37 protein-coding genes are annotated in these 16,336 nt (G+C 71.2%); 32 read left to right on the top strand and 5 right to left on the bottom strand.

The window, feature by feature from the left end; translation table 11 throughout:
• Nucleotides 1-19 precede the first annotated feature (19 nt).
• Nucleotides 20-295, bottom strand: a complete 276-nt coding sequence (locus tag ACG83_RS10920) for a helix-turn-helix domain-containing protein (protein WP_054566037.1) — start codon at nucleotides 293-295, stop codon at nucleotides 20-22.
• Between the two features lie 208 nt (nucleotides 296-503).
• Between ACG83_RS10920 and ACG83_RS10915 the strand changes: the two genes are divergently transcribed.
• The 32 genes from ACG83_RS10915 to ACG83_RS10765 all read left to right on the top strand — a co-directional run bounded on the left by ACG83_RS10915 (nucleotide 504) and on the right by ACG83_RS10765 (nucleotide 14,512).
• Entirely contained in the window at nucleotides 504-1,247 is a 744-nt protein-coding gene (locus ACG83_RS10915; RefSeq protein WP_152991340.1) for a hypothetical protein, read from the top strand.
• A 302-nt stretch (nucleotides 1,248-1,549) separates the two neighbouring features.
• Complete coding sequence (locus ACG83_RS10910; protein WP_152991339.1) at nucleotides 1,550-1,777, top strand: hypothetical protein; 228 nt, start codon at nucleotides 1,550-1,552, stop codon at nucleotides 1,775-1,777.
• Between the two features lie 174 nt (nucleotides 1,778-1,951).
• On the top strand, nucleotides 1,952-2,260 hold the full coding sequence (locus ACG83_RS10905) for a hypothetical protein (RefSeq protein WP_152991338.1): 309 nt from the start codon (nucleotides 1,952-1,954) through the stop codon (nucleotides 2,258-2,260).
• A 13-nt stretch (nucleotides 2,261-2,273) separates the two neighbouring features.
• The gene (locus ACG83_RS10900; protein ID WP_054566033.1) at nucleotides 2,274-2,468 is read left to right on the top strand and encodes a hypothetical protein; all 195 of its coding nucleotides are present in this window, start codon (nucleotides 2,274-2,276) and stop codon (nucleotides 2,466-2,468) included.
• Nucleotides 2,465-2,761, top strand: a complete 297-nt coding sequence (locus ACG83_RS10895) for a hypothetical protein (RefSeq protein ID WP_054566032.1) — start codon at nucleotides 2,465-2,467, stop codon at nucleotides 2,759-2,761. The genes ACG83_RS10900 and ACG83_RS10895 overlap by 4 nt, the downstream gene beginning before the upstream one ends.
• Nucleotides 2,758-3,189, top strand: a complete 432-nt coding sequence (locus ACG83_RS10890; protein ID WP_054566031.1) for a hypothetical protein — start codon at nucleotides 2,758-2,760, stop codon at nucleotides 3,187-3,189. Before ACG83_RS10895 ends, ACG83_RS10890 begins: the two co-directional genes overlap by 4 nt.
• Nucleotides 3,189-3,524 (top strand): hypothetical protein, encoded by a 336-nt coding sequence (locus ACG83_RS10885; RefSeq protein ID WP_054566030.1) that lies wholly within the window; start codon nucleotides 3,189-3,191, stop codon nucleotides 3,522-3,524. The genes ACG83_RS10890 and ACG83_RS10885 overlap by 1 nt, the downstream gene beginning before the upstream one ends.
• Complete coding sequence (locus tag ACG83_RS10880; RefSeq protein WP_054566029.1) at nucleotides 3,521-4,453, top strand: DUF3560 domain-containing protein; 933 nt, start codon at nucleotides 3,521-3,523, stop codon at nucleotides 4,451-4,453. Before ACG83_RS10885 ends, ACG83_RS10880 begins: the two co-directional genes overlap by 4 nt.
• Complete coding sequence (locus ACG83_RS10875) at nucleotides 4,446-4,748, top strand: hypothetical protein (protein WP_152991337.1); 303 nt, start codon at nucleotides 4,446-4,448, stop codon at nucleotides 4,746-4,748. Before ACG83_RS10880 ends, ACG83_RS10875 begins: the two co-directional genes overlap by 8 nt.
• Nucleotides 4,749-4,831: 83 nt before the next feature.
• Complete coding sequence (locus ACG83_RS10870; RefSeq protein WP_054566027.1) at nucleotides 4,832-5,104, top strand: hypothetical protein; 273 nt, start codon at nucleotides 4,832-4,834, stop codon at nucleotides 5,102-5,104.
• 2 nt (nucleotides 5,105-5,106) lie between these two features.
• Nucleotides 5,107-5,397 carry a hypothetical protein gene (locus tag ACG83_RS10865; protein ID WP_054566026.1) on the top strand — a complete coding sequence of 97 codons (291 nt, stop codon included), beginning with the start codon at nucleotides 5,107-5,109 and terminating at the stop codon, nucleotides 5,395-5,397.
• Entirely contained in the window at nucleotides 5,394-5,546 is a 153-nt protein-coding gene (locus tag ACG83_RS45335; protein WP_161934739.1) for a hypothetical protein, read from the top strand. Before ACG83_RS10865 ends, ACG83_RS45335 begins: the two co-directional genes overlap by 4 nt.
• A 10-nt stretch (nucleotides 5,547-5,556) precedes the next feature.
• Complete coding sequence (locus ACG83_RS10860; protein WP_054566025.1) at nucleotides 5,557-5,904, top strand: hypothetical protein; 348 nt, start codon at nucleotides 5,557-5,559, stop codon at nucleotides 5,902-5,904.
• Nucleotides 5,904-6,134, top strand: a complete 231-nt coding sequence (locus ACG83_RS10855) for a hypothetical protein (RefSeq protein WP_152991336.1) — start codon at nucleotides 5,904-5,906, stop codon at nucleotides 6,132-6,134. The genes ACG83_RS10860 and ACG83_RS10855 overlap by 1 nt, the downstream gene beginning before the upstream one ends.
• Nucleotides 6,131-6,733 carry a hypothetical protein gene (locus ACG83_RS10850; RefSeq protein ID WP_054566023.1) on the top strand — a complete coding sequence of 201 codons (603 nt, stop codon included), beginning with the start codon at nucleotides 6,131-6,133 and terminating at the stop codon, nucleotides 6,731-6,733. The genes ACG83_RS10855 and ACG83_RS10850 overlap by 4 nt, the downstream gene beginning before the upstream one ends.
• Entirely contained in the window at nucleotides 6,730-7,062 is a 333-nt protein-coding gene (locus ACG83_RS10845; protein ID WP_152991335.1) for a hypothetical protein, read from the top strand. The genes ACG83_RS10850 and ACG83_RS10845 overlap by 4 nt, the downstream gene beginning before the upstream one ends.
• Nucleotides 7,059-7,388 (top strand): hypothetical protein, encoded by a 330-nt coding sequence (locus ACG83_RS10840; protein WP_054566021.1) that lies wholly within the window; start codon nucleotides 7,059-7,061, stop codon nucleotides 7,386-7,388. Before ACG83_RS10845 ends, ACG83_RS10840 begins: the two co-directional genes overlap by 4 nt.
• Complete coding sequence (locus ACG83_RS10835; RefSeq protein WP_054566020.1) at nucleotides 7,381-7,641, top strand: hypothetical protein; 261 nt, start codon at nucleotides 7,381-7,383, stop codon at nucleotides 7,639-7,641. The genes ACG83_RS10840 and ACG83_RS10835 overlap by 8 nt, the downstream gene beginning before the upstream one ends.
• Nucleotides 7,638-7,982, top strand: a complete 345-nt coding sequence (locus ACG83_RS10830; protein WP_152991334.1) for a hypothetical protein — start codon at nucleotides 7,638-7,640, stop codon at nucleotides 7,980-7,982. Before ACG83_RS10835 ends, ACG83_RS10830 begins: the two co-directional genes overlap by 4 nt.
• Before the next feature lie 3 nt (nucleotides 7,983-7,985).
• Nucleotides 7,986-8,174, top strand: coding sequence for a hypothetical protein (locus tag ACG83_RS10825; RefSeq protein ID WP_054566018.1), 189 nt, complete (start codon nucleotides 7,986-7,988; stop codon nucleotides 8,172-8,174).
• A complete protein-coding gene (locus tag ACG83_RS10820) occupies nucleotides 8,171-8,527 on the top strand; it encodes a hypothetical protein (protein ID WP_054566017.1) in 357 nt (118 codons plus the stop codon). Before ACG83_RS10825 ends, ACG83_RS10820 begins: the two co-directional genes overlap by 4 nt.
• Nucleotides 8,528-8,687: 160 nt before the next feature.
• Nucleotides 8,688-8,966 (top strand): hypothetical protein, encoded by a 279-nt coding sequence (locus ACG83_RS10815; RefSeq protein ID WP_054566016.1) that lies wholly within the window; start codon nucleotides 8,688-8,690, stop codon nucleotides 8,964-8,966.
• Nucleotides 8,963-9,448, top strand: coding sequence for a hypothetical protein (locus ACG83_RS10810; protein WP_054566015.1), 486 nt, complete (start codon nucleotides 8,963-8,965; stop codon nucleotides 9,446-9,448). The genes ACG83_RS10815 and ACG83_RS10810 overlap by 4 nt, the downstream gene beginning before the upstream one ends.
• Nucleotides 9,445-9,636, top strand: a complete 192-nt coding sequence (locus tag ACG83_RS10805; RefSeq protein WP_054566014.1) for a hypothetical protein — start codon at nucleotides 9,445-9,447, stop codon at nucleotides 9,634-9,636. The genes ACG83_RS10810 and ACG83_RS10805 overlap by 4 nt, the downstream gene beginning before the upstream one ends.
• A 14-nt stretch (nucleotides 9,637-9,650) precedes the next feature.
• A complete protein-coding gene (locus tag ACG83_RS10800; protein WP_152991333.1) occupies nucleotides 9,651-10,094 on the top strand; it encodes a hypothetical protein in 444 nt (147 codons plus the stop codon).
• Nucleotides 10,087-10,308, top strand: coding sequence for a hypothetical protein (locus ACG83_RS10795; protein ID WP_152991332.1), 222 nt, complete (start codon nucleotides 10,087-10,089; stop codon nucleotides 10,306-10,308). The genes ACG83_RS10800 and ACG83_RS10795 overlap by 8 nt, the downstream gene beginning before the upstream one ends.
• On the top strand, nucleotides 10,308-10,646 hold the full coding sequence (locus ACG83_RS10790) for a hypothetical protein (protein WP_054566011.1): 339 nt from the start codon (nucleotides 10,308-10,310) through the stop codon (nucleotides 10,644-10,646). The genes ACG83_RS10795 and ACG83_RS10790 overlap by 1 nt, the downstream gene beginning before the upstream one ends.
• Nucleotides 10,639-10,938 (top strand): hypothetical protein, encoded by a 300-nt coding sequence (locus ACG83_RS45330; protein ID WP_054566010.1) that lies wholly within the window; start codon nucleotides 10,639-10,641, stop codon nucleotides 10,936-10,938. The genes ACG83_RS10790 and ACG83_RS45330 overlap by 8 nt, the downstream gene beginning before the upstream one ends.
• The gene (locus ACG83_RS10780; protein WP_054566009.1) at nucleotides 10,928-11,311 is read left to right on the top strand and encodes an HIT family protein; all 384 of its coding nucleotides are present in this window, start codon (nucleotides 10,928-10,930) and stop codon (nucleotides 11,309-11,311) included. The genes ACG83_RS45330 and ACG83_RS10780 overlap by 11 nt, the downstream gene beginning before the upstream one ends.
• Nucleotides 11,298-12,512 carry a helix-turn-helix domain-containing protein gene (locus ACG83_RS10775; protein WP_054566008.1) on the top strand — a complete coding sequence of 405 codons (1,215 nt, stop codon included), beginning with the start codon at nucleotides 11,298-11,300 and terminating at the stop codon, nucleotides 12,510-12,512. Before ACG83_RS10780 ends, ACG83_RS10775 begins: the two co-directional genes overlap by 14 nt.
• Nucleotides 12,513-13,106: 594 nt before the next feature.
• A complete protein-coding gene (locus ACG83_RS10770; protein WP_054566007.1) occupies nucleotides 13,107-14,162 on the top strand; it encodes a glycosyl hydrolase in 1,056 nt (351 codons plus the stop codon).
• Nucleotides 14,163-14,299: 137 nt separating this feature from the next.
• Entirely contained in the window at nucleotides 14,300-14,512 is a 213-nt protein-coding gene (locus ACG83_RS10765; RefSeq protein WP_076829299.1) for a hypothetical protein, read from the top strand.
• Here the strand turns inward: ACG83_RS10765 and ACG83_RS10760 are convergent.
• The 4 genes from ACG83_RS10760 to ACG83_RS10750 are packed head-to-tail and all read right to left on the bottom strand — an operon-like array spanning nucleotide 14,509 to nucleotide 16,336.
• Nucleotides 14,509-15,393, bottom strand: a complete 885-nt coding sequence (locus tag ACG83_RS10760) for a peptidoglycan-binding domain-containing protein (protein ID WP_054566005.1) — start codon at nucleotides 15,391-15,393, stop codon at nucleotides 14,509-14,511. The genes ACG83_RS10765 and ACG83_RS10760 overlap by 4 nt on opposite strands.
• Entirely contained in the window at nucleotides 15,386-15,865 is a 480-nt protein-coding gene (locus ACG83_RS10755; RefSeq protein WP_054566004.1) for a hypothetical protein, read from the bottom strand. Before ACG83_RS10755 ends, ACG83_RS10760 begins: the two co-directional genes overlap by 8 nt.
• Entirely contained in the window at nucleotides 15,846-16,019 is a 174-nt protein-coding gene (locus tag ACG83_RS45325) for a hypothetical protein (protein ID WP_161934738.1), read from the bottom strand. The genes ACG83_RS10755 and ACG83_RS45325 overlap by 20 nt, the downstream gene beginning before the upstream one ends.
• Nucleotides 16,016-16,336, bottom strand: a complete 321-nt coding sequence (locus ACG83_RS10750) for a hypothetical protein (RefSeq protein WP_054566003.1) — start codon at nucleotides 16,334-16,336, stop codon at nucleotides 16,016-16,018. The genes ACG83_RS45325 and ACG83_RS10750 overlap by 4 nt, the downstream gene beginning before the upstream one ends.

Below are 16,336 nucleotides of genomic sequence, written 5' to 3'. Positions count from 1 at the left end.
CCCCCGCGCCCGGCCGCTGTCATGCAGCCGCGGGCGCGGCCTGGTGGTAGTGGCGCTTCGCGAACGTCCGCAGGTCCGCCGGGGTGAAGCGCCAGCCGACGCGGCGACTGTGGAACAGCCCGGCGAGCTGGCCATCGCGTGCCCAGGCGGTTACTGTCCGGTCCCTGACACCGAAGATCTCCGCCACCTGTGGGGCGGTCAGCACCGCTCCGTCCGCAAGCGCGTCGATCCGCCCGAAGAGTCCGTCCAGCCCATCGGGGCCGGCAGGACTCGGGCGCTTCCCTCTTCCGATCACCGCATATCTCCTCCCATCACCGTCGCACCGCCAGTCATCGGCAGTCTACGTCAGTTAGAAGAGAGAGACAGAGAGAACCGCGGGCGAATCGCAGCGAGTCTCTCTTCACACAGCGACGAGCGCGTCACGTTCCGAGGTGTGACGCGATGTCCGGGAAGATGACGGTGTTGCACGGCCGACTGTCGAGGCGGGATGGGATGCTGTGACCATGGCAGTGGGACACGACGAGCCGGGCCCGACGCCCGTCGACGGGCGCGGGCGCGCGGTCACGACGCCGGATCAGTCGCAAGCCCTGTACGAGGCCGTGGAGCACCGGCGCATTCAGCGCGGGTGGCTGGCCGGCGCCGGAGGGACCAGCTCGACTCTCTACAGCCTCCGCGACGGGCGACCCGCCCTGCTGACGGGCCTGTCCAAGTGGAGCAAGCGCATGGAGTGGACTCCCCGGTCCGCCCTGCGGGTGGCGGTGCACGGCGAGGAACCCACCCCGCTGGAGGAGCTGCCGGCCCGACTCCGCCGCGAGATCGAGGCTCGGTGTGCCGAGCGTGGGGTCGACCCCGCCACCGAGATCCCCGTGGGGATCTGGACCGCGCTAACGGAGGGCCTGCTGCCCGCACTGCCCAGCGCGGACGACCTGTTCGACGCCCTGGACCGCGGCTCCCTGCCGTCCGCCACCGTGCAGGCACTGCTGGACGTGGATGGGGCGATGGCCTGGCGGCCGGGGTCAGCTCAGCGGGTGGCAGTGGATGGACAGGAGCCCGAGCCTGTCGAGAGCGACCGGCGCCTGGTCTTCGAGTTCCCACAGGCCCCGCCAGCGGTGACAGTAGAGGAGTGGTACCAGGTCTCCGGCCGGGCCACTACCGTGGCGCCGCAGATGTCACCCGAGGATCGCGGTCGTCTCGCGGCGGTCGTGGAGGAGATGCTGCGGGACTGGGAACGTCGCCAGGGCGGCTGACCGCTCGGGCCACACCCTTCATCTCCGCGGACACCGGGAGATCGGCGCCGCGGATCAGGCCGCAGATCCAGGTCAGGGCCTCGGCCCATCCCTCCATTCGCCCCCATCGCTCGGGGTCCAGGGTGTCGTCCTCCGCGAGGAGACCCTGCACGAGATCCAGGCGCTCGGTCACGATGCATTCAAGGGGCACCTAACCCATGGTGATAGTTGTGATGTCACCAGTCACCCTTTGTGACAGGCGTGTCCGAACGTAGGGATGGAGAGACCACCTGTGGCTCTCAGCGACGATACGGTTACAGACCGTGGATATGGTCGAGCGCCTTTGGGGATCGGCGACCCTTCCGCCCGGGGTTGAGGGCTACGTACGGATCGCACGCCACGGCGGCCGGACCCTGGCACTAATCATCACCGCGGACTCCCTCACGCCTGATCGGCGCGCCGAGGTACGCCGCGACCTGCTGGCGCAGGCCCTGCGCAAGGTTGGCGCCCAGCCATCCGACGAGCCCTGTCCACCACTCGACCGCACCTGACCCAGGGAACCCACGCCATCCGGCCGCCGCGCCAGGGCAGTAATGCCTGGCACGGCGGCCTTTCTCATGCCGCGCGAGGCGCGCCCGCCAGTTCTCTCATCTCTCCGTCTCTCTCTTTACACTGACGTATACTGCGCTTGATCCCCGAGATCACGGGGTGTGAAGGGAGACCCGGTGACACTCGACGACCGCTGGGACGAGGGCTGGGGGCACCCCGGCTGGGGCGAGATGGCCAACGGCTCCCTGTTGGACGCGGTGGTGGACGGCCTGGACGCGCTCGCCACCTACGCCGCCGAGAACCCCGACGAGGGCGACCTGGACGAGCTGCTGGCCGCGGCCGAGGACGAGCTGGCCTACGTCGAACTGCCCGAGAAGGCCGACGAGGTGCTCGCCGCCGTCGAGGCCGCCCGCTACGAGCTCGCACTCGCCGCCGTTCCCGTCCTGCCCGTCGCTGCCAGCCCGGCGCTGGCCACCGCCGCCTGAGAGGAGCAGTCGCATGTTCACCGAGGATTCCCCTGCCCACGAGCCGATGCGCCCGCAGGGCAAGCCGCGCCGGATGCGCCGGGTCGGTCAGCACACCCGGCCCCGCACCGTCGCCGAGCCCCTCGCCGCGCCCACCACCCTTGCCGCCCGCCAGGTACTGGCGCTGACCGCCGCCGGCATCATCCGAGTTCCGCAGGAGCTGCTGTGAGCACGTTCGCCGCCAATCTGAGGCTTGCGACCGAGGCCGACATCGAGCCCAACGCCGCAGAGAAGGCTGCCGCCTTTCGCCACATGAGCGCGCCTGGCCCGATCCGCGATGTCAACGGGGTGTACGTCCGCGCCCTTGGGGCCCACAGCTCTGACCTCGGTGCGCTTCGCCGGGCAGTCCTGCGTGGCGACCTAGACGAGATCGTCAGAGTCACTCGCGAGATGACCGCCGTCAACGAGGTGACCGAGGAGCTGATCGAGGGGTTCATCGCCCGGACGGACGACGTGGCGTGAGCGGGCCGACCCGCGGCGGTTTCGCCGAACTGCTGGACGCTGCCGGGCAGCCGACCGACTCCGAGGGCCCGGACGCTCAGTACAACGCGGACGTCTGGGAGCTGCGCAGCCGGATCGGCCTGCTTTCTGACGCTCTGCGCACCCGCCTGGTCGTAAGCGAGACCGATCTGGAGCCCACCGCCACCGACCTGGTCAACGTCCGGGAGGCACTGACCGCCGACCTCGGCCCGGTCACGAGTCGTCAGGACGCCTCGCAGCGCGGGTTCAGCGCGAACCGCGCATACCTGAGCCTCCTGCGCGAGGCCCACACCGCCGGGGATCAGGAGCAGGCCGGCCAGATGGTCCGGCTGATGACCGCCGTCGAGCGGGTGGTGGACGACCTCTCCCCCATGCCACAGACGCCCGTCCTCGAAGGAGGCGACGCCTGATGTCCGACCTCACCCGCACCCGCCGCCAGCACCCGGCGATCAGCGCCGGAAGCTTCCCCGTCCACCTCGTCTCTGGCCCCGAGGGGGCCGTCACGTTCAACCAGCTCACCGGGGTTGAGGTGCACGCCCGCCGGCCGGTGCGTGACGGCGCCAGCGTCGGCACCGGTTGCGCCTACCTCGACGGCGCCGACTGCCACGGCCTGGACGTCAACGGGACCCGGGAGGTCCTCTTCACCGAGTACGACCGCCGGGAGCAGACCGACGGGTCCGACGAGGCCCTCTACGGAGTCCTGGAGGGCCTCTACGACCAGTTCATGCCGGACGGCGCCGAATGATCACGATCTCGCACACTCACGCCGAGGGCACCGTCGCCGAGGGCACCAGCAAGGGCGACGGCGCTGGGGACGTCCTCAAGGCCAACGGCTTCTGGTTCCGGTACGGCGCCTGGCGCATCCGTGGGAGCCGGGACCGGATGTCCTCCTGGCGCATCGAGGCCGCCGCGAAGGCTCTGCGTGCCGCAGGCTTCGAGGTGGCCGTGGAGGTGGACGACACCCCGCGCCCCACCGCCGAGGTGGAGGCTGAGCGCGCGGAGCGGGCCGATTCCCGCGCGGGCCGGTTCGCCGGGTACGCGCAGAACGCCGCCAAGCGCTCGGCAGCCGCCGAGGCGGGCGCCCGCGAGATCCAGAAGCACATCCCGTTCGGCCAGCCGGTGCTCGTCGGCCATCACTCCGAGGCCGGGCACAGGAGGGTACTCGCCCGCATCGACCGCGGCTGGGACAAGGCCGTGGAGGAGGGCCGCAAGGCCACCCATTGGGAGGGGCGCGCGCAGTCCGCCGAGATCTCCCAGCAGTACCGGGAGAACGTCTACGTCACCCTGCGCCGCATTGACCGGCTGGAGGCCGAACGCCGCCGCCTGGCGCGCGACCTCGACCGGTTCTCGGAGGACTCCCCGGCCTATCCGCGCATCACAGCGAAGCTCGCCCAGCTTGACGAGCAGATCGCCCACTGGAAGGCCCACGTTGCCGCCGCAGAGGCAGCTGGCAAGAAGGTCTGGCGGCCCACCGACTTTGCCAAGGGCGACTACATCCAGTGCGGCGGCTCCCGCTGGCACCGGGTGTTGCGGGTCAACACGAAGTCCGTGAGCCTCCGCAACCCGGACAGCCCGAACCTCGCGCCTGTCCCCATCCCCTACGACAAGGTGACCGGCCACCGCACCGCCGCCGAGCACGCCGCCGCGAACCTCCCTGAGGGTGGCCGTGCCTGACCTCGATATCGCTGCTGTCGGCGTGCAGGCCGGGCTGGTGGCCGTGCTGCGCCTGGGCTCCGACCCGGACTCTGGCGGCCCCGAGGAGGTGGCCGTCGACATGCTCGACCGCGCGGCCGAGCTGGGGGACGCCGGCGAGGTGGAGCGCGGCGGCGCGCTGTGGGACGCGGCCACCTTGGTGCTCGCTCGCCTGGAAGGCATGGACGTGCTCGACCGGGCGCGGGTGCTCGGCGAGGCCGCCGACCGCGACGACGAGCGCCACTACTGCCGGGCCGGCTGGCCTGGCGGGGGGTGACGAGTCCCTGGGCTTTCGCATGCCCGGGGACCTCTCTGCCTCTCTCGAAACACCACCCCACACCATCCACCGAGAGGTACCGCATGGACCAGACCACCACCGACCCGGCGGACGAGACCGCCGGGTCGACCGACACCGCCACCCGCGTGCACCTGCTGGCCGTGCCGCACCACGTCACCCTGCGCGCCGAGCGCGTTCCCGACGCCTTTGGCCCCGGCCACCACTACGAGATCACCGGCCACTATCAGGCGGGCGCGCAGGCGTTCACCCCGCAGGTGGTCTCCGACTCCGCGGCCGGCAGTGCGGATGACGCGCTGCGCGTGCAGCTCCGCCGCTTCCGCGAGCGGGGGTGGTGACGATGGCGAACGGGCTCGATCCCTTCGTCGCGCAGTTCTGGGACGAAAAGATCGCCTGGCACGCGAACGGAGATCGCACGGACAAGGGTCAGCAGGTCATCCGCTCAGGCGGGGAGCACTACGTGGTCGGCCCCGAGGGCGACCCGCTGCCGGGCTTCGGCGGCCACCCCTTCGCCTTCCGCCTCGACGAGGGCGGCGAGCTGTTCCACACCGCCAACCTCTGGCACCAGGGCGCCATCCCGGACGAGTACGCCGACCAGCTGCCGGACAACGCCGAGCGGGTGCAGCCGTGAGCCGCTTCTACGGCGTCAAGGGCACGCGGACGCCGGTGAGCGCCGTCGTCGACCCTGCCGCACTGGTCGCGCACCTGGTCAAGACCATCGCCTTGAGCCTGAGTTGCACCTCCTGGTGGCAGCTCGGGGCCGTCCGCCACGACATCTAACGGAGATCCTGTGTTCAAGAAGACAACGTTCTCGGTTGGCGACTGGGCCGGGCGCGCCAACGACCTCGCCACGGAAATCGGACGGCTCGTAGCGAACGAGATTCGGGAACACGACCGGTCCTCCTGTTCGGACGACGATCCGAGAAACCAGTACCCCGATCCCGATCATGGGATTTCTCGATGCTGGCGGTGCGCCGTCCTGGCTGCTGGAGGCGAGACCGAGTCCTTTGGCCTCGAATACCCAGACGCGACCGTCGAGGTCGATCTCACGGCAATCGTGAACGTGCGGGCGATGGAGCCCGCCGAGATCGAGAGCCGGAACGACTGCCAACACCACACGCGGCTGGGCGACTGGTGATGGCCAATCCCGACGTCGACCGCGAGGCACTGATCGCCCACCTGGCCCGCGCGCACCCGAACCTGCTGACCGGCTCCGGCGTGCCGCTGCCGGACAGCGAGGAGTTGGACGCGGTGCCCATCGAGGTGCTGCTCGCCGTGCACGAGGCCAATCACCTGCCGGTCTTTCGCGAGCACGACTACGACGACTGGCTGACCCGGAACTTCACCGCCGAGGGAACGACCCGATGACCGAACCGCTGACCTTCGCCCTGGACCGGGGCCGCACCCTGCTGGTGACGCCAGCCCCTGTGACCCCGGTCGAGCACCTGACGGGCACCACCCGCGAGGCGCTGGCCACCGTGGCCGACGAGCACGGGCGCAACTGCGGCCGGGTGGAGCGCGCCTACTGGGGTGCGTTGCAACTGACCTGGCCCAACGGCTTCGACGCCCGTCTGACCAACGGCGAGCGCGAGCGCCTCAACGCCCTGTTCGACCCGCGGCGGGTCTCCGACCTGCCCGCATGGGATGAGCTGCACGACCTGGACAAGGGCGCGGCCCTGCTGCACGTCTGGAAGCGGCGCTGGGAGGGTGCCGGCTACGCCCGCGAGCACTACCCGGCCCGCTACCTGGATGACTCCCGCCTGGTGGCGCTGCCGCCGGAGCTGGCCTGCCGGCACGCGGTCATCGTGGCGCGGTACTGGGACTTCGCAGTGGACCGGCTCGGCATGGACGAGGTCGAGCGGCTCTACTACGGCGCGCTGGTCGAGGAGGACCGGCGCCGTGGGGTCGTGCGCCAGACCTCGCCCGCCTACAGCGCCGCGCTGGCGGCGGCTGGCGGCGTGGGATGACTGCCGAGCCGGGCTGCGGCGCGGTCTACATGAGCGCGGACGTTGTCGTGGACCTCCGTGCGGTCACCGACACCGAAGCCGAACGTGCCGCCCGCACCGATGACGAGCCCAACCTGATGAGCGCCTACTCGTGGGCGCTGTTCGACTTTCGCCACCGCCGCGGCCTCCCGGAGTACATCGACGAACCCGACCTGTGGCGTGCCGCCCGGGTCCGCGTGGCGGCTCGCGCCGAAGGGCTCACCCCGACCGCGGCGTGGCGCCGCGTCCTCGACAACGACATGCAGGCCTGCGTCGGCGTCGCTGCTGACGGAGCCGAGGAGATCTCATGACCCAGATCAGCGACCCGAGCGCCCCCGACTTCTCACCCATGGGCTGGCTGGGCGCCCTCGCGGCGGAGGGCGATTACCAGCGGGCTCTGGAGGAGTTCCGCGAGAACCAGATCAGCCCTGGCGACATGGAGGACTTCGAGGAAGACCTTGCCTGGGCGGTCCGCCAGGCCACTCCGCTGGACGGTGACCCGACGCCGACCCGGAACCGGCTGCTCGCCGAGCCGGACGTGATCATCGCTCGGCGCCGCTCGGAGTCGGTGCAGGCCACCCGGGACTTCGTCGACGCGCAGGTCGACGAGCTGCTCGCCCGGGGCGACGATGACTGACGATCCGATTCGCGGACGGATCGCCGAGCTGATCTACGAGTCCGCCGACGACCACGGAGTCGTTGAGCCCAGCGCCGAGCAGATGGGCGGCGCCCTCAATGCCGTCCTCGACCACCTCGACACCTACGCCGCGCAGACCGCCCGGGACGGCGACCCGATTGCCGTTGTCGGCGATCTCCGGAACCTCCTCATCGAGCGGCTCGAAGTGGAGAACGTTCCCGACCACAACGGCCCGAACTGGGGTGTGCGGTGACTGATCACCCGCTCCCGCCCGGCGCCCGGGTGTACCACTGGCGCGCGCAGCAGTACCCGGAGGCCATGCGCGGCACGGCCACCGTGCTCGGGGCCGAGCCCCACGGTGGCTCCTGGGAGTACGAGATCCAGCGCGACCGGCCCCTGTTCGAGGGCGGCTCGAACGGCCCCACCTGGTGGGCCAGTTACCACACCGCCCGCGCCGTCCGGGACTTCCCCGTCTTACCGGAGGACCAGGCCGAGGACGAGCGCGCCGGGGAGTTCGCCGCCTCGGTGCGCGAGGGCGGGCTGACCTACCCCGAGGCCGTCGCCCGCTTCTACCCCGAACCCACGGAGGACTGACACATGATCACAGCCATTGCCACCGGCGAGCCGGCGGAGCCCGAGGAGACCCCCGAGGTCACCTACGAGAACTTCCAGGGGCACTACCGCCAGCACATGGGCGACGTCGCCCGCACGCTGGCGGACGCGGTCGACACGCCCCTCGCGGCGGCCCGCCGTCTGCTCTCGCCGCGCCCGGAGGAGTTCCAGTGAGCGCCGCAGATACCTGCCCGGCCACGGTGCACCCGCCGGGCGGTTCGTGGGGCGGCCGGGCCTGCGGTCGCACGCTGAAGACCGACGAGCAGCGCGAGGCTGGGCTGTGTGGGCCGCACCTGGCAGGCCGGCGCCGGTCCGATGCCTCCATGGCTGCCTGGAGGGACCGCGAGGCCGCCGAGCGCGTCGAGAACGAGACCATGCGCGGCATCGCCGGGCGGTTCCGCGGACTGATTCCTGACGTGGAAGCCGACGACCTGTCGGTCTCCGGCGGAGAGATTCTGCTGCGGCGGCCCGCGGCCGAGCGGCTGCTGGAACTGCTGGAGGCCGACGACCTGGCTGGGGGCGTGTGATGCCCATCCTGTTCGGCCCCGACGAGGGTCTCGACTGGCCCGAACTCCACGCCAGGACCACGGCGCCGCGATCACAGGAGCCTGACTGGGACCCGGACGCTGACACCGCCTGGTCCCAGCAGATCCCTGGAATCCCCTGGGACGAGGAAGGACCCGAATGATGGGCCACGACCCGGACGAGGTCTGCACCTGCGAGCCCGGCGGCATCGACATCTGCGAGTACCGGATGGTGGCCGATCTTGTGATCGACCGCCTCAACCCGCCGGACAGCGACTTCGCGGAGGTCTCCATCGTCAGCGAGGCCATCGAGCGCCTCGCCAGCTACGTGGAGAAGCTCCCCTGCACCTGCCTGGCCGACGCCGCGCCGCCCGAGCTTGGCGACCCCTGCGAGCGCTGCCGCGTGCTCGGTCGGCGCCTCGACAAGCGGGAGGAGCGGTGAAGACCGACCGGTCCGCAGCCTTCCCGACTCTCCTCGCCGCCGCCCTCGCCGCCCACGAGGTCGCCGACAACCTACTGGGCCAGACCGACAACCAGGCTGGCCGCAAGGACAAGCCAGGCGCCGAGGGCTGGTGTGCGAACCTGCGGCACGTCGCCGCCTATCACGCGGTGATGGCCGCCATGGTCGGGGCGACGGTGCGTGTGACTCGCGTGCCGGTGTCCGGTCGGGGCCTTCTGGCTGGATTCGTCGTCTCAGCGGCGAGCCACGGGTTCATCGACCGGCGCTGGCCTATCCGGCGCCTCATGGCCGTCACCGGAAGTCCGGCATTCGCCGAGATGACCATCACCACCAGCGTGCCCGGCATGCCGTGGAAGCCGGGCCTCAACCGCGGCGACCAGGCCGCACACGCCGGGATGCTGTGGCTGGCTGCGCTGGTGGCCACGAGGCTCTCGCGCGTACGGACCACGAGGGACCTCTGGTGACCCGGGACGCGACGCCGGCCACCCGGGCGACCATGGCTCGCGCCATCGGACTGCTCTGGGCCGAGAAAGAGGACGCCGCCTGGGACGCCCTGGACGCCCTGGACGACTTTCAGCTCGACGCCGTCCAGGCCCTTGCTGGGAATCTCGGCACCATCGCATCCGAGATCGTGGGGCGGCGGCATGGCTGACAGTGACCAGACCGATGCCTGAGTCCACGCCGCCGGGCACCGTCGCCCGCGACATCGAGATCTGGGGCGAGCCCGGGGCGGACCACTACGTCAGGCCGGGGACGCTCGGCACGTTCGGCCCGCTGCGCTGGTGGCGGGTTCAGGGCACGGAGACCGTCGGCGAGCGGGCCGGCTCGTCGTGCGCCTTCGCGCCCGTCGGCTCCCCCGATGAGGCCCGAGCCCAGATCGCCGAGCTGCGCGCCGATCCCGAGAGGGCTCGGTACGACACCTGGGAGATCATCCACATGGAGTCCCTGATCAGGACGTCGCTGGTGCCGCTGGAGCCCGCCCCAGCCGAGCTCGGCGCCGAGGGCTGCCACCGCTGCAACGGGTCCGGCGTGGTGCCGACCCACGACGGCGAGGACGAGCCGTGCTCCTGCCGCCACACCGCGACCGGTGAGGGAGTGCGTGATGCGTGAACCCCGCCGCTTCTGCGACGCCTGCGGGGACGAGCTACCGCTCCGTGCCGACCCGACCGATGACCTGTGCGACGACTGCGGGTGGGATCGCGCCGTGATGGATGGCGAGGCACAAGAGGCCAGCGTCGAGGATGCGCTGCACGTCGCCGGTCAGTGCGGCCCGGACTGCGTGCCCTGCGACGACGCGGCCGAGGCCGATCTGAGGTTCACCTGATGCCTGAGCGCCACCGGATCCGCGCGGCCACCCCTGGTGGGTCGACTGCCGAGATCGACCTCACGACCGCCGAGCCCGGGAGCGTGACGCTGCTACGCGCACTCCTCTCCGCTGCCGGGTTCGAGGTCACCCACCACGTGGTCGACGAAACCGACACGGCCGCCATGGCCGCGAGTGGGGCCGAGCCCGAGCGCGCGTGGATGGACTGCCCGGTGATCCACGCGGAGCTGCCATGCGGCAGGTGCGGCTGGCCGGGCACGGAGGAAGTCGAGCGCCTCTTTGCCTCGCACTACCGGGTGCCCGGCACGGCCGCCGCCGAGGAGCAGGACAGTGTCTGAGCGGGCGATCACCGCCGAGACGGGTCAGGTCTGCCCGAGCTGCGGCGATCAGTGCAGCCGCGACGAGGCCGACGTCGGCATCGGGACCATCTACGGCCCGTGGGCCTGCTACTGCGGGTGGAGCGGGGACCCACGCTACGACGTGCGCGACGGTGCCCGAACGGAGCGCGGCTACGCGGTGGATCAGTGGGGCGGCCTGACTCCCCGGTCCGCCCCGGCTAAGGGCGGCGACCATGTCTCTGGTCCCGAGTGCCGCACCAACCACCACGAGGAGTCCCCCAGTGGCGCCTGAACCCTGCCCGTTCTGCGACATCGCCACCGGCCGCGCCCAGGCGCAGGCCCTGCGCCGCTACGCCGGGTCCGTCGCGTTCACACCGCTCAATCCGGCCACCCGCGGCCACACCCTCGTGGTTCCGAACCGGCACCACGAGGGCATCTGGGACGTCGACCGCTCGACCTGGCAGGGGCTGATGGGTGTGGTCCACCTGGTGGCCGGCAAGCTTCGCCAGGAGCTGCGGCCGGACGGCATCAACATCATCCAGTCCACTGGCGAGGCGGCCACGCAGACCATGTTCCACCTCCACGTCCACCTCGTCCCCCGCTACGCCGGGGACGCGATGGGACCGATCTGGCCCACGAGGGAGGTCCACCGTGCCAGCCCCTGAGCACGACCAGATCGTCGACAACCTGCGGGCGGCGTGGGTCGCCAGCTCGCTCGACCAGCACCAGCTCGCCGCAGCCATGGAGATGACCGTGGACGACCTCGCGCTCGTTCTCGACGGCGAGCAGCCGCTCTCCCTGGAGGACCTGGTTCGCTTCGCCGCCGCGCTCGACACCACGGTGGATCGCCTCCTCGGCACGTCCGAATGCGAGGTGCGGATCATCGGGCCGTGCGTGATGTCCGGCGAGGAGGCCGAGCCGACCGGTGCGGACGGGAGCGCCGCGACCCAGACCTGCCGCACCTGCGACCAACCCCGCGGCGCCCACGCCGCCCGTTGCCCGCAGGGCGTGATCGACGGGCTCCGCAAACGGATCACCGAACTGGAGAAGCTCTGCGCCCGCTGGCAGCGCAAGAGCGGCGTCCTACTGGACGACGAGCACGCGCTGCGCGTCGAACTCCAGGCAATGACGGAACGCGCCGAGTCCGGTGAGGCGCGGGAGCGCGCGGTGAGAGTTCTCCATGTCGGCGATCATCTTTGCTACACGCCGGATGGCGCGCGGACCCGATTCCACCCCGATGGGACGGGCCTCCGGTGCGCGACACTCGCCGCCCTCGACGCCACCGGTGCGCCAAACTACGAGCACCAGCCCGAGGTCATCCCCAACGCCACCGCGGTCGGCGACTCTGTCACCGTCTGCCGCCGCTGCTCGGACGTGATGTGCGACTACGTGCGGTGGCCCTGCCCTTGGGCACGCGCCGCCGGCACGCCGGCCACCTCCCAGCCAACGGCAACTGGCGTCCCAGTGGACCTGGAACGCGCCAAGGACGACTGGTTCCATGGCCGTAGGCACGCCTTCTGTCTGGAGTGCGCCGGGGGCCCGTGGGCGCATCCCGGCACCTGTCCCGGATGGGATGGTCCGACCGATGGGCCCCATCTCGATCCGCCGTGCGCGACGTGTGGCCGGTGCGAGCATCTGCACCGGGGCGTGCACGTCGACCGTTGGAGGTGCGCCACGTTCGTTCTCGCCGCCGGCACGCCGATCCCTGTGGTCACCGCGGCCATGGTTCGCGCCGGCCACGACGCGCACCTGCGAACCCCTGCGTCGCGCGGAATGGTACGCGCCGACGAGGACCCACGGATGCGGGCCGCCCTCGAAGCGGCGCTCTCCGTCGCCGCCATCGGCGCACCCGCGGACCAGGCCTGACGGGCGATCAACCCTGGTCCGAACGGGGCCTTGTCACCCGACTCGTTCGGACTACCCGCGTTTGTCGCACGGCAACGATCGGACAACAACCCGTGGTCACCCCTCGACAGGACCCTGACCTGCGCGGAAGCTCCTTTACCACGCACAGGTACCCATCGATTCCGGGGGGTTGAGATGAGTCAGGAACTGGGGCTTTACGCAGCAGCCAGGCGGGCTGGCGTCAAACCGAGAGTCATCATCGACTGGATCGCCAACAGCGAGCTGAGGGCAACCTGGTACTACGCGGCCGGGTGGCATGTGACCGCGAAGGAACTCGACCGAGCCGTGAGGGCACACCGCTCGTAGCCCTCACACGCCGAGACCCCCGTGCCGCACCGGCCGGGGGTCTCGGCGTGTTCCAGACCTCGCCACCCTCGGCACCCTCGGCGGCGATCACCGGGGCCCAGATGCGGCAGGGCGGAGAGCGACGTAAGCCGCTCTCCGCCCATGGCCTCCCAGCCACAACCACCGCCACGACACGCTACACAGGGTGCATCTATGACGCCAGAGAGGTATCGGTGGTCTACGGGGAGTACCTGCGGCAAGGGGAGCGAGATGACCGGGGTGAACGTACCGACGCTCACGGACCACGAGGTCCTGCTGGACCGCATGGACGACATCGAGAAGCGGCTGACCGCGGTGGAGCGCGGGTCGACCCCGCCGCCGGCCGCGAGCACGTGGCTGTCCGGCGCCTACCTGGCGGGCAACAACTACACCCAGGCCGGGCCGGACGAGTGGGCCCGGCGCTTCGGGTTCCGGCCCGGGATGTGGCTGGTCTACTCCGACCGCGAGAAGGACGCGGCCACGATGTGGCGCTCGGCCCACCTGATCAACACCACCACGTTCACGGACAAGGGCATGACCCTCGTGCTGGCTCAGTCCTTCGGCCCCGAGCGGCAGAACGTCACCTCCGGGAAGAACGCGGTGACGGCCGACGAGGTGCTTTCCGGCCGCTACGACGCGGACATCCGCGCGATGGGCCAGGCGATGGTGGCGCGGGAGGCCGCCGGGTTCGCGCCGATGATCGTGCCGCTGGCCTGGGAGTACAACGGCGACTGGTTCCACCACTCCGCGGCCGACGCGCGGAAGTTCCGCGACGCCTGGCGCCGGGTGCGCGTCCTGGTGCGCGAGACAGGCAGCAAGGCCCGGTTCGCGCTGATCGCCAACAAGGGTTACTCGCAGAACCCGCCGAGCCACAACCCGCTGGACGCCTACCCGGGCGATGACGTGGTGGACGTCATCGGCGTGGACGCCTACGACCACTACGCGCCCGCGCGCACCGACGCCGAGCTCGCCCGCGAGCTGGACAAGGCCGGCGGGGCGCGGTGGTGGGCCAACATCGCCGCCGAGCACCGCAAGGGCTTCATGCTCCAGGAGTGGGGGATCAAGAACGCCCCGAACGCTGGCGGCGACAAGGGCGGCGGCGACAGCGCGTTCTTCATCCGGGGCATGCGCGGCTTCTTCGAGGGGTGCGCCGCGCGGACGGACCTCGATTTCGTCGGGGAGATGTACTTCTCCGAGGACGACCCGGCCAACGTGGGCTCGTCGCTGACCTCCAAGCGCAACCCGAAGGCCTCGGCGGAGTACGCGCGGCTTTGGGGTGTCGCGTAGGGCCACCGTCAGTCCTGCGTGACCGGCCGGGCAGTGCACGGCGACCCTGCAGCGGAACGAGAGGATATGCCCACGTATCGTGAGCGGATCAGCGCGCCCGCGTGGGCGTTCGATCCCTCACCCCGGGCAGGGTCCTCATGAGCAACCGTCGCCGCAGAAGCCTGATCATTCTCGTGCTGTCGGTCTACGTCGCCATTTCGGCTGCGGCCAACCTGGGCGCCTTCGGCGCTGTCGCCGCGAACGTGTCCATGGCCGTGGTCCTGGCTGCCTTGCTAGTCGCCTTCCTGTGGGTCGTGTCGTACTGGCGGCCCCGCGGGATGGCGCGGCGAGCCAGCGAGCGCGAGGGCTAACGCCCCTGGAGGTCGGCCACCACGTCGAGCTGGGACCAGGTGGCTGGGCCGCAGATGCCGTCGACGGTCAGGTCGAGCCCGTTGCCACGCCACCACTGCTGGAAGCGGCGGACCGCGTCCTCGGTGAAGTCGCCGTAAACCCCGTCACCGCCCAGCTTGGCGCCCATCGCCTCGTTGAGCGCGCTCTGGAGGGTGAGCACCGGGACACCGGCATCGAGCACCGTGCCGCCCTTCGCCCGCGCCGCGGCCACCCGGGCAGCGTCGTCCCGGGCGCCAGCGCGCAGCGTGGGAAGTCTGCGGAAGCGGTTGTCCGCGCGGGCCGGGTCCGGCACCGGGGCCAGCGACGGCTGGCCAAGCCGGGCACGCACCCGTGTCAGCAGCTCGCCGTAGGGGAAGTTGAGTCCGGGATCGGTGTGGCCGGCCGCCACTCCGAACACCCGGGCGAGCTGGGCGTGGTGGACGAACCCGGGCGCGTACGCGGCCACCTCGCGGTCCGCCAGCATCCGCGCGGGGATGTTGAACTGCCGCGCGGCGTACGCCGCGGCCTCGGCCGAGCGGTCCAGCATCGCCAGCCCATCCGGGCTGTGCCACTCCGCGGCGAACCGCGCGTACCCGGCCTGCTCGATGTGCCAGCCGCGCCTGTTGGAGTTGCGCTCCGCGCCGTAGCAGCCCGAGGCATCCGGGACGTAGCGCACGATGCCGCCCGGGTCGACGCCGACGTGGGTGGAGGCGTACCGCTCGACGCCCTGGAAGTAGCGGCCCACGCTGGCGGCGGTGCCGGCGCGCAGCGGGGCCTCCATGCTGTGCAGTACCACCCAGATCACGGACTGGCCGGAGCGTGAGGGCTGCCAGCGGGCAGGGATGTAGGGCCATTCAGCCACGAGGACTCCCGGAGGGTCTCGACGAGGCGTGGGTTGGCAGCGCTCCGAAGACCTCGGGGCAGCCGGCGAGTCTGTAGGCGTTGGCGGACTCCCGGCCCAGCGCGGAGGTCACCGGCCCGACGGTGGGCGGCATTGACCCCGGCGAGCGCGGGACGGAGCGCACCAGATCGGGCAGGGCAGCGACCTCCCGGTGGAACGCGCAGTCGGCCGTGGTCTTGGCATCCAGGACGTCCTGCTGATCGCGCAGGTCCCCTATCGCGCCAAGGAGCAGCACCAGCGCGGCGACGGCGCCGGCCGTGGCCAGGGCGGCGGAGCCTGTGGCAACCAGGGCCAGGCGGCGCAGGACGGCGAGTCGGCCCTGCTGGACGTTGTTGGTGAGGGTGAGGGTGGCACGCACCCCCACCAGTTGGCGGCTCAGGTCATTGACGGACTCGACCAGGGGCCTTGGCTGCTCATGGGGCGGTGAGGCCATCGCCGATTCCCTCCTTGGTGCGGCCGGGCGGGGCCACCCGCTCGATCTCGACCCGTACGGCGTCCACGGCGGACTGGACCTGGATCAGCAGGGCGTCCAGGCGCGCCAGGCTGGCCGCCGTGGTGGCGGAGATGCGTTCCGGCTCATCGCTCACGGCGACCTCCTGGCCAGCGTCGCGGCGGCGTCGGACAGAGCTCGGTTGGCCTCGGCCAGCGTCCGCGCGTACTCCTCCATCACCTTGGTGTTGAGCGTGCGCAGCTCCGCCGCGGTCTCGTCCGCTCGGCGCACCTCGCGGGCGTACACGGTGCGGGCGAACGTCACGAGCCCAGCCGCGAGCGCCCCGGTCACCCCGAGCTGGGTCACCGTCCCCACGCCCACGCCGTCCCCACCGCCGGTGGTCAGCGCGAACAGCAGCGGGGAAGTACCAAGCCCGCCGGACATCGCGTAGGCCACCAGCTCGCCCGCGCGCAC

Origin of the sequence: Frankia sp. R43, from assembly GCF_001306465.1 — a bacterium.
In the GTDB taxonomy this organism is placed as follows: domain Bacteria; phylum Actinomycetota; class Actinomycetes; order Frankiales; family Frankiaceae; genus Parafrankia; species Parafrankia irregularis.
Note: the sequence above shows the minus strand (reverse complement) of the source record. Positions and strands in the feature narration are given on the sequence as shown.

Coding starts and splice junctions, on each gene's coding strand:
- ACG83_RS10795 (WP_152991332.1), top strand. CDS start 10,087: ATGCGTGAACCCCGCCGCTTCTGCGACGCCTGCGGGGACGAGCTACCG.
- ACG83_RS10765 (WP_076829299.1), top strand. CDS start 14,300: ATGAGCAACCGTCGCCGCAGAAGCCTGATCATTCTCGTGCTGTCGGTC.
- ACG83_RS10915 (WP_152991340.1), top strand. CDS start 504: ATGGCAGTGGGACACGACGAGCCGGGCCCGACGCCCGTCGACGGGCGC.
- ACG83_RS10770 (WP_054566007.1), top strand. CDS start 13,107: ATGACCGGGGTGAACGTACCGACGCTCACGGACCACGAGGTCCTGCTG.
- ACG83_RS10845 (WP_152991335.1), top strand. CDS start 6,730: ATGACTGCCGAGCCGGGCTGCGGCGCGGTCTACATGAGCGCGGACGTT.
- ACG83_RS10865 (WP_054566026.1), top strand. CDS start 5,107: ATGGCGAACGGGCTCGATCCCTTCGTCGCGCAGTTCTGGGACGAAAAG.
- ACG83_RS10825 (WP_054566018.1), top strand. CDS start 7,986: ATGATCACAGCCATTGCCACCGGCGAGCCGGCGGAGCCCGAGGAGACC.
- ACG83_RS10755 (WP_054566004.1), bottom strand. CDS start 15,865: ATGGCCTCACCGCCCCATGAGCAGCCAAGGCCCCTGGTCGAGTCCGTC.
- ACG83_RS10835 (WP_054566020.1), top strand. CDS start 7,381: ATGACTGACGATCCGATTCGCGGACGGATCGCCGAGCTGATCTACGAG.
- ACG83_RS10880 (WP_054566029.1), top strand. CDS start 3,521: ATGATCACGATCTCGCACACTCACGCCGAGGGCACCGTCGCCGAGGGC.
- ACG83_RS10800 (WP_152991333.1), top strand. CDS start 9,651: ATGCCTGAGTCCACGCCGCCGGGCACCGTCGCCCGCGACATCGAGATC.
- ACG83_RS10850 (WP_054566023.1), top strand. CDS start 6,131: ATGACCGAACCGCTGACCTTCGCCCTGGACCGGGGCCGCACCCTGCTG.
- ACG83_RS10885 (WP_054566030.1), top strand. CDS start 3,189: ATGTCCGACCTCACCCGCACCCGCCGCCAGCACCCGGCGATCAGCGCC.
- ACG83_RS10900 (WP_054566033.1), top strand. CDS start 2,274: ATGTTCACCGAGGATTCCCCTGCCCACGAGCCGATGCGCCCGCAGGGC.
- ACG83_RS10790 (WP_054566011.1), top strand. CDS start 10,308: ATGCCTGAGCGCCACCGGATCCGCGCGGCCACCCCTGGTGGGTCGACT.
- ACG83_RS10815 (WP_054566016.1), top strand. CDS start 8,688: ATGGGCCACGACCCGGACGAGGTCTGCACCTGCGAGCCCGGCGGCATC.
- ACG83_RS10840 (WP_054566021.1), top strand. CDS start 7,059: ATGACCCAGATCAGCGACCCGAGCGCCCCCGACTTCTCACCCATGGGC.
- ACG83_RS10870 (WP_054566027.1), top strand. CDS start 4,832: ATGGACCAGACCACCACCGACCCGGCGGACGAGACCGCCGGGTCGACC.
- ACG83_RS10855 (WP_152991336.1), top strand. CDS start 5,904: ATGGCCAATCCCGACGTCGACCGCGAGGCACTGATCGCCCACCTGGCC.